Below are 13,979 nucleotides of genomic sequence, written 5' to 3'. Positions count from 1 at the left end.
ACGTAATAGCACGAACCGCACTACTTTTCTTTGATCGCTGTGCTGTCCGTGACTTTGAAGCGCAGCACGCCGATGACCTGGCCATCTTCGGTCAGCACCCGAACCTGCCATTTGCCGACCGGGTTGCCCGGGAAATTCTCCTTGTGGGTCCAGGCCCGGTAACCTTCCTTGCGCCCGCCGCGAATATCCAGAGGGATGCGGTCGACCTCTTTACCGTTGAACTGCCAGACGTGATAAATCCGCTCGTCCAGGCCACGCGGGGCGTTGATCGCGGTATACGCGTAGAGCCCGCCATTGCGGATCTGCTCGGCACTGACTTCGTTGAGGCTGGCGCCAGGCGTGCGGTCCTGCATTTGCGTGCTGATGGCCACGTCGGTCATCCACAGCGTCGCCGGCGGCACCCACGAGCGCAGCTCCCAACCGACGACGCCAATGCCCAGGGTGATACTCAAAATCGCCAACGCACTGCGTACGGTACGAATCGGGAAGATCGACGCCAGGCTCGGGAACGACAACAGCACCGAGATGCCCAGCGCCCATTTGAAACTTTGTGCGGTGGTCAGGTGCATGATCACCGGCAATGCGGTGAGCAGGGCGGCGAACAGGGTCAGGGTGTGCAGGGCCAGAAACGCCCAGCGCCGCGGCGCCAGCCATTTGTAGTAGAGCGGGTCGATGATCGAAATCAGCGCCGCGACGCCCAGCAGCCCGGTGAAAACCAACTGGCCGCTGTTCCACGTTGTGGTAATGAAGAAGAACGGCAGGACAAAGAACAGGCTTTCCTGATGGATCATCTGTGTTGCGTAACGCAGCAACGGCTCCGGGATTTCGCGCTTGAAAATGCGCGTGAACAGCTTGGTCAGGCTGTTTTCCAGCATCAGCCAGATCCAGCTGATCAGCATGATGGTGGTGATCCAGCTCGCCAGGCCTTGCTGGCGATCGACCAGAATGAAACTGCCCACCCCGGAGATGAAACCACAGAGCGCGATGACCCCAGGGTAGCGCTTCATCAATTCGAGGATGCGCAGTACGAAAAGGGTCAGGTTTTGCATTCGGCGGGTTCACAGTTGTCGTAGGAAAAAACCTCGACAGGGTACCGTTGGTGCGACGCTGTGGCGAGGGGCCGGTCCGTTTGCTTGCACACAAAAGTGTTTGGTGGACGCGGACCTGTGGGAGCGAGCTTGCTCGCGATGAGGCCGGCACATCCAACATTTTCGTCGGCTGACAATCCGCTATCGCGAGCAAGCTCGCTCCCACAAGGAGTTTTCTTGCCAAACAGGGTGGTTACTTCCTGCGATGCAAACGCCAGCTCAGCAATATCAGTACGATCACCCCCGCCACCCCGACCACCAGCCACATCAACTGGTCATAACTGAACAATGGCTTCTCGATCCGCAAATACCCCGGCTGCAACAGCAGTTCACGAACGGCCTTGTTCGCCTCTTCCAGCGTCACCCCTTGCAGCTCCTGGGCCGGGTTGGCGAAACGGCCGTCCTCGTAGTCGCCGATGGCGCTCCAGTAGTAGTCGGCCAACGCGCTGTTGCCTTGTACGGCCCAGGCCTGCCGGGCAATGGCGGCCTGCTTGAGGCGGTTGAAGGTGTCGGCATTGAGGCCGTCCTTGAGCAGTCCGGCCTTCAAGTCATCGAGCACGTGTTCGGCAGCGAGTACGTCGTCGCGTTCAAGGTCGGCATTGAGGCTCATGAAACCCACGCCGCCGAACACCTCGCGTTCCGCCCAGGGGCCGTAGGACAAACCGTGAGTCAGGCGCAACTGGCGATAGAGCGCCCAATCCAGATAATCCTTGAGCAAATCGAAGGTTTGGTCGTGCCCGTCGTCCAGCACCGGCTCCGGCACCAGCCAGTGCAATTTGGCGCCGTTGCCGACCAGACCGTGGGGCAGGGTGCGCTCGTGGGCGGCACTGGCCTGGATTTGCGGCAGCGGCGGATGCTCGCCAGGGGTAATCGCTTCCAGCGCTCCATACGCCCGCTCCAGATAGGCCGGCAGCAACTTGTCGAGGTCGCCGACCACGATCAGGGTCATGTTGTTCGGCGCATACCAGTCCTTGCGCACCTGCTCCAGTTGCTCATGGGTCAGGTCATCGACTTGCGCACGCTCCGGGCACTTGAGGCCCAGTTCCACGGCCAGCTGGTTGCTGGCCGTGTGGCCGAGGTCCTGACGATCGAGCCAGCGCTGCAGGTGCGAGTAGTGGCCGCCGTCTTCACGCTCTACCACTTGCTTGGCCGCGTTGATGGCGTTGTCGTCGAAACGGGTCTGGGTCAGCAGCGCCAGCAGGAGGTCGAGCACCTTGCGCTGGTTTTTCGCCGGGGCTTCGATGACGAAAGTCGTATCGGCATTGCTGGTGAACGCGTTCCACTCACCACCCAGAGCCTGCATGCGTTCTTCCAGGCCGCCTTCGCCGCTGGCGTCGATACCGCTGAACAACAGGTGTTCCAGCAGATGCGGCAGCTCCTTTTCTTCGCACTTGAAATCGTCCAGGCCAACGCCGACCACCAGCCGGATCGCCACATGCCCGCGGTCAGTGCCGGGCTTGAGCAGCAACTGCAAACCGTTGCGCAGGGTGTAGCCCTCGACCTGGAAGCGATCCAGGGCCAGCGACGGAAAAGAACCAAGCAACAGGCAGGCGAACAACAGACAACGCATAACAAGCTTCCGTACGACTAGCGTAAGTTCAACAGACTTCAGGCAACTGTGGACGTTCAGGGTGAATGAGTGATGTCGCTCAAATCGTCGACCACCAGCGCACCGGTGTCCGATGTTTCCAGCACAACGTAGGCACTGCTGCAAAACAGCGAATTCAGACGTTTCATGTCGGCGATCAGCTCCAGGTGCAACGAACTGGTTTCGATACTTTGCACGATTTTAAGTTGCAAGCGGCTGACATGAGCGTGAGCCAGGCGCCGTTCCTGTGCACGGAAACGACGTTTCTCACGCACCAGTTGCCGGGCACTTTCCGGGTCGGCGCTGAGAAACACCGACATCCCGAGTCGCAGGTTGGAAATCAACTGCGTCTGCAACCCGGTCAATTCGTCCAGCCCGACTTCGGAAAACGACCGGCGCTGCGAGGTTTTCTGCTGCTGGACCTTGCGCAGCATGCGTTCGATCAAATCGCTGGCGAGTTTCAGGTTGATCGCCAGCTCGATGATTTCCGCCCAGCGCCGGCTGTCCTGATCGCTGAGATCTTCCCGGGGCATTTGCGCCAGATACAATTTGATCGCGCTGTAGAGCGCTTCGACATCGTCGGTCAGGCGCCGCATTTCCTGGGTGACGGCGGTTTGCTTGCCGCGCAAAACATCGAGCATGGCTTCGAGCATGCTGTCGATCAGGTCCCCCATGCGCAGGGTTTCCCGGGCCGCGTTGGCCAGCGCCAAACCGGGCGTGACCAACGCCGTGGGGTCAAGGTGCCGGGGCTTGGCCGTGCCGTTGGCCTGCGGGCGCTCCGGCAGCACCCAGGCACAAAACCTGGCCATCGGCCCGACGCTGGGCAGCAGGATCAGGCAGCGCACGGTGTTGTAGAGCAGGTGAAAGCCAATGACCATTTCCTGAGGGCTGAAATCGAGGCCATCGAGCCAGTGCACCAGTGGATCGAGCACCGGAATGATCAATAAAAGACCAATCAGTTTGTACAGCAGGCTGCCCAGCGCCACTTGGCGCCCAGCGGGGTTCTGCATGCTGGTGCTGAGGAAGGCGAGTACGCCGCTGCCGATGTTGGCGCCAATCACCAGCCCGATGGCCACCGGCAAGCTAATCACATTGGCGCCCGCCAGAGTCGCGGTCAGCAGCACAGCGGCCAGGCTGGAATAGGACATCATCGCGAACAGCGCGCCGACCAGGGCGTCGAGCAGGATGTCGCCAGTGAGCGAGGCGAAAATCACCTTCACCCCTTTGGCATGGGTAATCGGGTGCGCCGCTTCGACAATCAGTTGCAGCGCCAGAATGATCAAACCCAATCCGATGGCGACACGGCCCATCTGCCCGAGTCGGGTCTGCTTGCGCGACAGAAAGAAAATCACCCCGACAAAGATCAGCAGAGGCGACAGCCACGACAGATCGAACGTCAGCACCCGCGCCATCAGCGCCGTACCGACATCGGCACCGAGCATGGTGACCAGTGCCGGGGTCAGCGCCATCAGGCCCTGGCCGACAAAGGAAGTGACCAGCATGGCGGTGGCGTTGCTGCTCTGGACCATCGCCGTCACGACGATCCCGGAGACAAATGCCAGCCAGCGGTTGGACATGTTATGGCCAATGACATGGCGCAGATTGGTACCGTAGACCCGCAGGATGCCGGTTCGGACGATGTGCGTGCCCCAGATCAGCAGGGCCACTGCAGAAAGCAAATTGAGCAGGGTGAGCATAATGACCCCCTGTGGTGTAGCGCCCCAAAGGAGCAAGTTGACGGTACCGCGTGACGTTCTACGTTCTGTACTTAAGCTGTAGTTGGCTAACGGTCTGCGCGCCAGCATCGCATAGCCAAAGAGGGGATTGAAACAAAACCGTCATGAAATCCCGTTCATGCAACCCGCCAAAAAACAAAGTGGGAGCGAGCCTGCTCGCGATGAGGCCATCAGCTTCAACTTTGATGTTGACTGACAGACCGCCATCGCGAGCAGGCTCGCTCCCACAGGTTTTGCGTATTTACCGCTACCGGGTTACTGGCCAGGAATATCCTTGCGCAGCTTTACCGGATCCTGCTGTTTCTTCTTTTTCGCGATGGCAGTGCGCATCCTGATGTTGATCGCTTCCACTGCCAGCGAAAACGCCATGGCGAAGTAGACATAGCCTTTTGGCACGTGAACGTCGAAGGATTCGGCAATCAGCACCGTACCGACGATCAACAGGAATGACAGCGCCAGCATTTTCAGTGACGGGTGCTTGTCGATGAACTCGCTGATGGTGCCGGAAGCCCACATCATCACCAGCACAGCCACGATGATTGCCGCGACCATGACCGGAACGTGGGACACCATACCGACCGCGGTGATCACCGAGTCCAGGGAGAACACGATGTCGATGATCGCGATCTGGATGATGGTGTAGAGAAAGTTGCCGCCCTTGCCCGAAGGCTCTTCGTTGGTTTCGTCTTCACCTTCCAGCGCGTGGTACATCTCTTGCGAGCTCTTCCACAGCAGGAACAGACCACCGAAGAACAGGATCAGGTCTCGCCCGGAAATACCCTGACCGAACACCACGAACAGGTCCGCCGTGAGTCGCATGACCCACGTGATCGACAGCAGCAACAGGATTCGCGTGATCATGGCCAGCGCCAGACCGAAAATCCGGGTGCGCGCCTGCATGTGTTTGGGCATGCGGCTGACCAGGATCGAAATCATGATGATGTTATCGATACCCAGGACGATTTCCAGGGCGGTCAGGGTGAAGAAGGCAACCCAGATTTCAGGGTTGGTCAGCCATTCCATGTGTATTCCTTTGAGCGATTGTTAAACCACAACGGGCCCGGGCTTCAAACAGCGAAGCCTGGACCCGAAGTGGTGAGTCTTGGGCTTATAGAGTGCTGAACACCGGGAAAGTCCCCAACAGCAGTGCAGCAATCAGTATGCAGGTACAAACCAGCACTGCCCACTTGAGAGTGAAGCGCTGGTGGTCACCGAAGTCGATACCGGCCAGGGCCACCAACAGGTAGGTCGATGGAACCAGCGGGCTCAACAGGTGGACGGGCTGACCGACGATCGAGGCACGTGCCATTTCCACCGCGGTTATACCGTAATGGCTCGCGGCTTCGGCAAGTACCGGTAACACGCCGTAATAAAATGCATCGTTCGACATGAAGAAGGTGAACGGCATGCTCACCAGCGCCGTGATCACAGCCAGGTACGGGCCGAGGAAATCCGGAATCACCGCCAACAGGCTTTTCGACATGGCGTCGACCATCCCGGTGCCGGTCAGGATACCGGTGAAGATACCGGCCGCAAAGATCAGCCCGACTACCGCCAGTACGCTACCGGCGTGAGCCGCGACGCGATCCTTCTGCTGTTGCAGGCAAGGATAGTTGACGATCATGGCGATACTGAATGCCACCATGAACAGCACCGGCAACGGCAGCAGGCCGGCGATCAGTGTGCCCATCAGGGCCAGGGTCAGGGCGCCGTTGAACCAGATCAGCTTCGGACGACGGGCATCCGGGAACTGCGAAACGCTGATTTCGCTGTGGTCGACTTCATCGCCCACCAGGTGCAGTTCACCCAGGCGCGCACGTTCACGCTTGCCGTAGAAGTAGGCAATGATCAGGATCGCCACCACACCGGCCAGCATCGCAGGAATCATCGGTACGAAGATGTCGGACGGGTCCACATGCAATGCACTGGCAGCGCGAGCAGTCGGGCCGCCCCATGGGGTCATGTTCATCACGCCACCGGCGAGGATGATCAGACCGGCCATGATCCGCGGGCTCATGCCAATACGACTGTAGAGCGGCAGCATGGCGGCCACGCAGATCATGTAAGTGGTCGCGCCGTCACCATCGAGGGAGACAACGAGCGCCAGAACGGCGGTGCCGACCGAAACTTTCAGCGGGTCGCCCTTGACCAGTTTGAGGATCTTGCGCACGGCCGGGTCGAACAGGCCGGAGTCGATCATCAGGGCGAAGTACAAAATAGCGAACATCAGCATCACGCCGGTTGGCGCAAGCTTGGTGATGCCTTCGAGCATCATCGGTCCGATCTTCGGTGAAAAACCGCCGAACAGGGCAAAGATGATCGGAATGATGATCAGGGCGATCAGCGCGGACAGGCGCTTGGTCATGATCAGGAACATGAACGTGATGACCATGGCGAAGCCAAGGAAAGTCAGCATGGGAATACTCCAGGCGTAGCGCGGCTAGGGAATGGGCGGATCGGGCGGGATCAGCGCAGAACGGGAAGCACGAGACGTACGGGCGGAGTTGCAGCGAAGCGGCGGGTAGAAGAGGACATCAGAATCACCATTGTTGTTGTTAAATGGGCTGTGCGAGCGATAAAACGCTGGCATTGGCCAACCGGTCTGTTGCCGGTAGTGGGGGCGATCCTAATCGGGGAAGCTTTCAGCCAGCTTTCGCCAATGAAAGCAAGGACCGGATGTGCAACCGATCGTCGGATTGGGTTTCAAGTCCCTGAACACAGGGCGGGAGGTTGAACATGGGTGAACTTCACACCGGCGGCTGCCATTGCGGGCAACTGCGCTATCAATTCAGCGGGCCGCTGCACGATATCGCCCACTGCCATTGCTCGATTTGCCGACGGGTCAGCGGCGGCATCGTGACCACCTGGATCACCGTGCCGGCCTCCGCTTTTCAATGGCTGGCCGGGACGCCGTCGCGGTACGATTCTTCATCCAACTGCGCGCGATATTTCTGCGGCCGCTGTGGGGCGCAACTGGCGCTGGTGACGCAACTGAGCCCGGAAAGCATCGACCTGACCATCGCCACCCTCGACCATCCCGAGCAAGCACCGGCCGAGCGGCACATCTGGACCGACAGCCGCTTGCCGTGGCTGCACCTGGACGAACACTTGCCCGCCGAGGCTGAAGAAACCCTCTGATCAAAAAATAGACAGGTCCAGCGGGCGTATTGCGCCCATCCAGATGGCGTGCTCGGTGTGGTCGAGCAGATCGTCGCCGGTGTTCGGGTGCAGGAACACCACCAAACCGTTGCGATTGAGCGCCAGCCACGGCAGCACATCGACCAGGAACTGCGGTTCAAACGCCAACTGGCAGCTCCAGTCCGGGTGCGGGCCGACCGGGCGCTCATGTACACGGCCCATTTTCAATGGAAACAACTGCGCCGCCTGTTCGCACAAGGCCCGCGCCTGCCCAATCGTGCTGGCATCGAAATAAACGTGGGCGTGATAGCCTGTAATCTGCTGCATCTGAGTCCCTCCGAGAGCTGTTCGGACCCTCGCCGTTTCCTGCGAGTCACACGTCATATAGACGCTGGAAAACAGGGAGCCCAGCCATGAAAAATGCCGAAACCCCCGTCGTGAAAGTAGTGCTTTATGGTGCCATGAGTAGCCTGGGCAGTGCGCTGATGGCTGAAATGCTGCGGCGCCAGCATGAAGTGATCGCGATTCTCGATGAGCTCACAGCACTGGCACCACGTCCGGGGTTGCGCACCAAGACTGGCGACCTGTTCGACGCGCAACGGGTCAAGCAGAGTGTGGCCGGCAGCTCCGTGGTCATCTGCTTACTGGACGCTCCAGGCTTACCGTTCAACAGCGAACACGTGGAAAAAACTATCGTACCGGGTCCGGTCGAGCAGGTGCTGGCAGTGGATGCGCTAATCGTTGGCATGCAGGCAGCAAACATCGCCCGATTGTTTCTGGTAGGTGATTTCGACGTGCTGGACGATCCGGAACCCGAGGACAGCTTGCAACGTCACGCCGCCGAGGAAATCCGCGAGGCACTGCAGAGCAGTCCATTGAAGTGGACGCTGGTTAACGAGCCGCGCGGTGTACCGGGGCTGACCATCGAACATTTTGCCAAACCCGGTGGCAACCTCGAGCCGGGGTTGGCCGAACCACTCGGACGGCTGGCCCGCACCGCCGTGGGCATTGCCGATGAATTGCAGCTGAACCTGCACATCGGCCAGCACGTCAACTTCATCGCAACCGACAGCTAAACCGCAATGGACGGCAGCGTCAGGCCGTTGAGCGATTGCGCACTGCTGGCCTGCTCGGCCATCAACCAATCCACAAACTGCTGGATCAGCGCTCCGCGCCGTTTGCGCTGGGGTAGCACCACGTAATAACCCAGCCTCGACATCGCCGTTTCGGCAATCGGTCGACACAACAACCCTTGCGCCAGCAAGTTATCCACAAGATGGCGCCAGCCAATGGCCACGCCCTGACCGCCAATCGCGGCCTGAATCAGCAAGGTGTAATTATCGAAACGCAGTTGACCGGGCGCCGGGGGCGAGGTGATGCCCAACTCGCGGAACACACCACTCCAGTCGAACCAGTTACTGCTGTGTTCCCCACGCAAATGCAGCAACGGAAACTCCAGCAAGGCCTGGGCCGGCAAGGGTAGGGGGCGTTCGTTCAACAACAGCGGGCTGCACACAGGGAACACTTCCTCGCTGAACAGCCAATGGCTTTCACCCTGCTTGAAGCGACCATCACCGAACAGCACCGCCACATCGATATCGGTACGTAGCATGTTATGACTGCGCTCACTGGTGACCAGGCTGACATCCACCTGCGGATTGGCCGCGTGAAAGCGGTGCAGGCGCGGCATCAACCAATAGGCGGCGAAGGCAAAGTCCGTGGCCACCTGCAGCACTTCATGCTGTTGCTGTGCGCTGATTGCGCTCAATCCTGCGTCGATATTCTGCAAACCGAGCTGAACCTGCTCGAAAAGAATCTGCCCAGCCTCAGTCAGTTCGATTCCACGATAAATGCGGTCGAACAGGCGTGTCGCCAGTTGTTCTTCCAGGCGCTTGATCTGCTGGCTGATGGCCGGTTGCGTGGTGCCCAGTTCAACCGCCGCCGCGGTAAAGCTGCGCTGACGGGCCGCCGCTTCGAAGGCCCGAAGCAGATCCAGTGACAGGTCACCAAGGGCGTCATACATAAGCTGTGCTTATCCTAGTCATTGCCGCGCGTGGGCTTTACCGCAAGGTGCGAGGGTTTCATTCTCGAAGCCAGCACTCTCGCATAAACATCCACTATGGAATGCCGCGATCACATGAAGCGCAAGAACATTCTTTTCATCATGGCCGATCAAATGGCCGCGCCAATGTTGCCGTTCTACGGCCCATCGCCCATCAAACTGCCTCATCTCAGCCGCCTCGCCGCACAAGGCGTGGTGTTCGACTCGGCTTATTGCAACAGCCCCCTGTGCGCGCCGTCGCGTTTCACCCTGGTCAGCGGCCAGTTGCCAAGCAAGATCGGCGCCTACGACAACGCCGCCGATTTCCCCGCCGACGTACCGACCTACGCCCACTACCTGCGCCGTCTCGGCTACCGCACCGCCCTGTCGGGCAAGATGCATTTCTGTGGGCCGGACCAGTTGCATGGCTACGAAGAACGCCTGACCAGTGACATCTACCCGGCCGACTACGGCTGGGCGGTGAACTGGGATGAACCGGACGTGCGCCCGACCTGGTATCACAACATGTCGTCGGTGCTGCAAGCCGGCCCGTGCGTGCGCACCAATCAGCTGGATTTCGACGAAGAGGTGGTGTTCAAGGCCCAGCAGTACCTGTTCGACCATATCCGCGAGGATGGCGATCAGCCGTTCTGCCTGACCGTTTCGATGACTCACCCACACGATCCGTACACCATTCCCAAGGCTTTCTGGGATTTGTACGACGACGCCGATATCCCGTTGCCCACAACTCCGGACCCGCATGACCTCGATCCACACTCGCAGCGTTTGCTCAAAGTCTACGACCTGTGGGACAAGCCGCTGCCTGTGGATAAGATCCGCGACGCCCGCCGCGCCTATTTCGGCGCGTGTAGCTATATCGACAGCAACGTCGGCAAACTCCTGCAAACCCTCGAGGATACCGGGCTAATCGACGACACCATCATCGTGTTCTCCGGCGACCACGGCGACATGCTCGGCGAGCGCGGGCTCTGGTACAAAATGCATTGGTTCGAAATGGCCGCACGGGTGCCGCTGTTGATCAGCGCGCCGGGGCAATTCGGCGCCGGCCGGGTCAGCGCCAGTGTTTCCACGGCCGACCTGTTGCCGACCTTCGTTGAACTGGCCGGCGGCTCGCTGGAACCGGGCTTGCCGCTGGACGGTCGATCGCTGGTCCCGCACCTGCAAGGGCAGGGCGGTCACGACGAGGTGTTCGGCGAATACATGGCCGAAGGCACCATCAGTCCGTTGATGATGATCCGCCGCGGTGCCTACAAATTCATCTACAGCGAAGACGACCCCTGCCTGCTCTTCGACGTACACAATGACCCTCGCGAACTGGAAGAACTCAGCAATTCTCCGCAACATCGCCAACTGTTCGACGATTTTCTCGCCGAAGCGCGGGCCAAATGGAACATTCCGGCGATTCACCAGCAGGTGCTCGCCAGCCAGCGGCGCCGGCGGTTCGTGGCCGAGGCGCTGACCCTCGGCAAGTTGAAGAGCTGGGATCACCAGCCGCTGGTGGACGCCAGTCAGCAGTACATGCGCAACCACATCGACCTCGACGATCTGGAGCGTAAAGCACGTTATCCACAACCCTGCCAAAACCAATAATGTTAAGGGGAAGTCCATGCAAAGGTTATCCACAGTACTGACGGTCGGGCTCCTGGCTCTGGGCAGTGCATCGGCGTTTGCCGATCAGAGTTGCGAGACCGTGAAAATGGCCGACCCGGGCTGGAGCGACATTGCCGCGACCAACGCCATCACCGGGTTTCTGCTGGACGGCATGGGCTACAAGGCCAAGGTCGACACCCTCGCGGTGCCGATCACCTTTGGCGGGCTCAAGGATGGCCAGGTCGATGTGTTCCTGGGTAACTGGATGCCGGCGCAACAGGGCTTCTATGACAAGTTCGTCGCCAACGGCGATGTCACGCAACTGGCGAAGAACCTCGATGGCACCGAGTTCACCCTCGCCGTCCCGGACTACGTGTGGGACGCGGGTGTGCATAACTTTGCCGACCTGAACAAATACGCCGACAAGTTCGACCGCAAGATCTACGGCATCGGCTCCGGCGCACCGGCGAACATCTCGCTACAAGAGATCATCAAGAAAAACGATTTCGACATGGGCCAGTGGAAACTGGTCGAGTCCAGCGAGCAGGCGATGCTGGCGGAAGTGTCCCGCGCGGTGAAAAAACAGAAATTCGTGACCTTCCTCGGCTGGACCCCGCACCCGATGAACGTGCAGCTGAAAATGCACTATCTGAAGGGTGGCGAGAAATACTTCGGCGACACCGGCAGCGTGCATACCCTGACCCGCAAAGGTTATGCACAGGCCTGCCCGAACGTCGGCAAGTTGCTGACCAACCTGAGCTTCACCCAGGACATGGAGAACAGCATCATGGCCGAGGTGGTGAACAAGAAAGTCAGCAACGCCGACGCGGCCAAGGCGTGGATCAAGGCCAACCCGGCGGTGCTGGACAAGTGGCTTGATGGGGTGAAGACCGTGGATGGCAAGGATGCTTTGCCGGCGATCAAAGCGAAACTCTGATGATTAACTGTGGCGAGGGAGCTTGCTCCCGCTGGAGTGCGCAGCGCTCCCAATTCGACAATCTCGGTCTGTCAGTGTCACCTGGTTGCTCGAATTGCGGCTGCTGTGCAGCCGAGCGGGACGGTGCGGCGATCCGACAAGCCCCCTCGCCACAATGATTGCCTGGGCCTGATACTCTTCCGTAAAACCCCACCCGAGAGGCCCCATGGCCCTGCCAAGCCGCCATTCACTCTTCCCCTTCCTCACTTGGTTGCCCCGGCAAACCCGCGCCAGCGTCGGTCGCGACCTGATCGTCGGCCTCAGCGGCGCGATTCTCGCGTTGCCGCAATCCATTGCCTACGCACTCATCGCGGGTCTCCCACCGGAATACGGCTTGTACGCGGCAATCATCCCGGTGTTGATCGCTTGTCTCTGGGGCTCGTCGTGGCATCTGATCTGCGGTCCTACGGCGGCCATCTCCATTGTCTTGTACGCCAGCGTCAGTCCTCTGGCCGTTCCAGCGTCGCAGGACTACGTCATGTTGATCCTGTTGCTGACGTTTCTTGCCGGCCTCTTTCAGTGGCTGCTGGGTTTGCTGCGCTTCGGCGCCCTGGTGAATTTCGTCTCTCACTCGGTGGTACTCGGCTTCACTCTGGGCGCTGCCGTGGTGATTGCCATCGGTCAATTGCCTAACCTGCTGGGACTGGACTTGCCCAGCCAGGCCACCGCGCTGGACAGTTTCATCACGTTGTTGCGCCATCTCGGCGAAATCGACAAGCCTTCGCTGGCGCTGGGGCTGGCGACAGTGGTGGTGGGCGTGATCCTCAAGCTGTGGTTGCCACGCTGGCCGACGCTGTTGATCACTCTGGTGCTGGGTGCATTGTTGGTCTGGCTTTGGCCATCAATGTTCGGCCATGTGCAACTGGTCAGCGCCTTCACCGGCAAGCTGCCGCCTTTCAGTCCGTTGCCGCTGGATCTCGATCTGATCCTGCGCCTGCTGCCCAGCGCGGTGGCGGTCGGCATGCTCGGGCTGGTCACCAGTCTGTCGATTGCCCGCTCGATTTCTGCACGTTCGCAGCAATTGCTCGACGCGAATCAGGACGTTCGTGCCCAGGGCCTGTCGAACATCGTCGGTGCGTTTTTTTCCGGGTCGTTGTCTGCCGGTTCTTTTACCCGCTCTGGACTGAGCTATGAAGCGGGGGCCTGTTCGCCGCTGGCGGGGATTTTTTCGGCACTGTGGGTGGCGCTGTTTGCAATCTTCGGCGCGAGCCTGATCGCGCGCATCCCGATCCCGGCGATGGCCGGCAGCATTCTGTTGATCGCCTGGGGGCTGGTGGACCATCGCGGTATTCGCGCGTTGTTGCGGGTCAGCCGCGCCGAATTTGTGGTCATGGCGCTGACCTGCGTCGCCACGCTGCTGCTGGAATTGCAAACGGCGATCTACGCCGGCGTGTTGGCCTCGCTTTTTGTCTACCTCAAGCGCACATCGCAACCACGGGTGCAGCATGTGCGAGACGGCGAGGAAGACATCCTGCGGGTAGGGGGCTCGATCTTTTTCGGCGCCAGCCATTACCTGCAAGTACGCCTGCAACGCATGCACGGCGCGCGCGTGGTGATCGAGGCGCAGCAGATCAACTTCATCGACTATTCAGGGGTGGAAATGCTGCATCAGGAAGCGCGGCGTCTGCTGCGTCAAGATCGCAGCCTGACCTTGCGAAGGGCCCGGCCGCAGGTGGTGGAAGAGCTGAGGAAGCTGGAAGGGGCGGAGAAATGCCCGATCCGGTTTGAGGACTGAAACACCGCTCTCTGTAGGAGCGAGCTTGCTCGCGAAGGTCGTGAACGATTACGCGCAAAACCAGAT

General features: G+C 60.0%; 12 protein-coding genes. 5 read left to right on the top strand and 7 right to left on the bottom strand.

Translation table 11 applies throughout. The features are described 5' to 3' along the window. Positions 1-20: 20 nt before the first annotated feature. The 5 genes from AC1D1M_RS13195 to AC1D1M_RS13175 all read right to left on the bottom strand — a co-directional run bounded on the left by AC1D1M_RS13195 (position 21) and on the right by AC1D1M_RS13175 (position 6,828). Positions 21-1,049: a DUF5924 family protein gene (locus AC1D1M_RS13195; protein WP_477775953.1), complete on the bottom strand. Its 1,029-nt coding sequence runs from the start codon at positions 1,047-1,049 to the stop codon at positions 21-23. A 232-nt stretch (positions 1,050-1,281) separates the two neighbouring features. Further along, the gene (locus tag AC1D1M_RS13190; protein ID WP_477775952.1) at positions 1,282-2,658 is read right to left on the bottom strand and encodes a M16 family metallopeptidase; all 1,377 of its coding nucleotides are present in this window, start codon (positions 2,656-2,658) and stop codon (positions 1,282-1,284) included. Positions 2,659-2,714: 56 nt separating this feature from the next. Then, positions 2,715-4,373: a Na/Pi cotransporter family protein gene (locus AC1D1M_RS13185; RefSeq protein ID WP_477775951.1), complete on the bottom strand. Its 1,659-nt coding sequence runs from the start codon at positions 4,371-4,373 to the stop codon at positions 2,715-2,717. A 294-nt stretch (positions 4,374-4,667) separates the two neighbouring features. Next, entirely contained in the window at positions 4,668-5,435 is a 768-nt protein-coding gene (locus tag AC1D1M_RS13180) for a TerC family protein (protein ID WP_477775950.1), read from the bottom strand. A gap of 85 nt (positions 5,436-5,520) precedes the next feature. Then, entirely contained in the window at positions 5,521-6,828 is a 1,308-nt protein-coding gene (locus AC1D1M_RS13175; protein WP_477775949.1) for a CitMHS family transporter, read from the bottom strand. Between the two features lie 320 nt (positions 6,829-7,148). Between AC1D1M_RS13175 and AC1D1M_RS13170 the strand changes: the two genes are divergently transcribed. After that, a complete protein-coding gene (locus AC1D1M_RS13170) occupies positions 7,149-7,550 on the top strand; it encodes a GFA family protein (protein WP_477775948.1) in 402 nt (133 codons plus the stop codon). On the opposite strand, the gene AC1D1M_RS13165 is transcribed toward AC1D1M_RS13170, so the two are convergent. Beyond that, complete coding sequence (locus AC1D1M_RS13165) at positions 7,551-7,877, bottom strand: DOPA 4,5-dioxygenase family protein (RefSeq protein ID WP_477775947.1); 327 nt, start codon at positions 7,875-7,877, stop codon at positions 7,551-7,553. A gap of 86 nt (positions 7,878-7,963) precedes the next feature. Between AC1D1M_RS13165 and AC1D1M_RS13160 the strand changes: the two genes are divergently transcribed. Further along, positions 7,964-8,626: an NAD(P)-dependent oxidoreductase gene (locus tag AC1D1M_RS13160; protein ID WP_477775946.1), complete on the top strand. Its 663-nt coding sequence runs from the start codon at positions 7,964-7,966 to the stop codon at positions 8,624-8,626. Here the strand turns inward: AC1D1M_RS13160 and AC1D1M_RS13155 are convergent. Further along, positions 8,623-9,573 carry a choline sulfate utilization transcriptional regulator gene (locus tag AC1D1M_RS13155; RefSeq protein ID WP_477775945.1) on the bottom strand — a complete coding sequence of 317 codons (951 nt, stop codon included), beginning with the start codon at positions 9,571-9,573 and terminating at the stop codon, positions 8,623-8,625. The genes AC1D1M_RS13160 and AC1D1M_RS13155 overlap by 4 nt on opposite strands. A gap of 114 nt (positions 9,574-9,687) precedes the next feature. Between AC1D1M_RS13155 and betC the strand changes: the two genes are divergently transcribed. From betC to AC1D1M_RS13140, 3 genes are all read left to right on the top strand, one after another. Continuing rightward, positions 9,688-11,202: a choline-sulfatase gene (gene betC, locus AC1D1M_RS13150; RefSeq protein WP_477775944.1), complete on the top strand. Its 1,515-nt coding sequence runs from the start codon at positions 9,688-9,690 to the stop codon at positions 11,200-11,202. Positions 11,203-11,218: 16 nt separating this feature from the next. Next, entirely contained in the window at positions 11,219-12,139 is a 921-nt protein-coding gene (choX, locus tag AC1D1M_RS13145; protein ID WP_477775943.1) for a choline ABC transporter substrate-binding protein, read from the top strand. Positions 12,140-12,344: 205 nt separating this feature from the next. Beyond that, positions 12,345-13,913, top strand: a complete 1,569-nt coding sequence (locus tag AC1D1M_RS13140) for a SulP family inorganic anion transporter (protein ID WP_477775942.1) — start codon at positions 12,345-12,347, stop codon at positions 13,911-13,913. Positions 13,914-13,979: the final 66 nt, after the last annotated feature.

The sequence above is a fragment of the Pseudomonas sp. P1_F7 genome (assembly GCF_056405655.1).
Note: the sequence above shows the minus strand (reverse complement) of the source record. Positions and strands in the feature narration are given on the sequence as shown.

Excerpts from the sequence above, each read along its gene's own strand:
- AC1D1M_RS13195 (WP_477775953.1), bottom strand. The coding sequence starts at position 1,049 with ATGCAAAACCTGACCCTTTTCGTACTGCGCATCCTCGAATTGATGAAG.
- AC1D1M_RS13190 (WP_477775952.1), bottom strand. The coding sequence starts at position 2,658 with ATGCGTTGTCTGTTGTTCGCCTGCCTGTTGCTTGGTTCTTTTCCGTCG.
- AC1D1M_RS13185 (WP_477775951.1), bottom strand. The coding sequence starts at position 4,373 with ATGCTCACCCTGCTCAATTTGCTTTCTGCAGTGGCCCTGCTGATCTGG.
- AC1D1M_RS13180 (WP_477775950.1), bottom strand. The coding sequence starts at position 5,435 with ATGGAATGGCTGACCAACCCTGAAATCTGGGTTGCCTTCTTCACCCTG.
- AC1D1M_RS13175 (WP_477775949.1), bottom strand. The coding sequence starts at position 6,828 with ATGCTGACTTTCCTTGGCTTCGCCATGGTCATCACGTTCATGTTCCTG.
- AC1D1M_RS13170 (WP_477775948.1), top strand. The coding sequence starts at position 7,149 with ATGGGTGAACTTCACACCGGCGGCTGCCATTGCGGGCAACTGCGCTAT.
- AC1D1M_RS13165 (WP_477775947.1), bottom strand. The coding sequence starts at position 7,877 with ATGCAGCAGATTACAGGCTATCACGCCCACGTTTATTTCGATGCCAGC.
- AC1D1M_RS13160 (WP_477775946.1), top strand. The coding sequence starts at position 7,964 with ATGAAAAATGCCGAAACCCCCGTCGTGAAAGTAGTGCTTTATGGTGCC.
- AC1D1M_RS13155 (WP_477775945.1), bottom strand. The coding sequence starts at position 9,573 with ATGTATGACGCCCTTGGTGACCTGTCACTGGATCTGCTTCGGGCCTTC.
- betC (WP_477775944.1), top strand. The coding sequence starts at position 9,688 with ATGAAGCGCAAGAACATTCTTTTCATCATGGCCGATCAAATGGCCGCG.
- choX (WP_477775943.1), top strand. The coding sequence starts at position 11,219 with ATGCAAAGGTTATCCACAGTACTGACGGTCGGGCTCCTGGCTCTGGGC.
- AC1D1M_RS13140 (WP_477775942.1), top strand. The coding sequence starts at position 12,345 with ATGGCCCTGCCAAGCCGCCATTCACTCTTCCCCTTCCTCACTTGGTTG.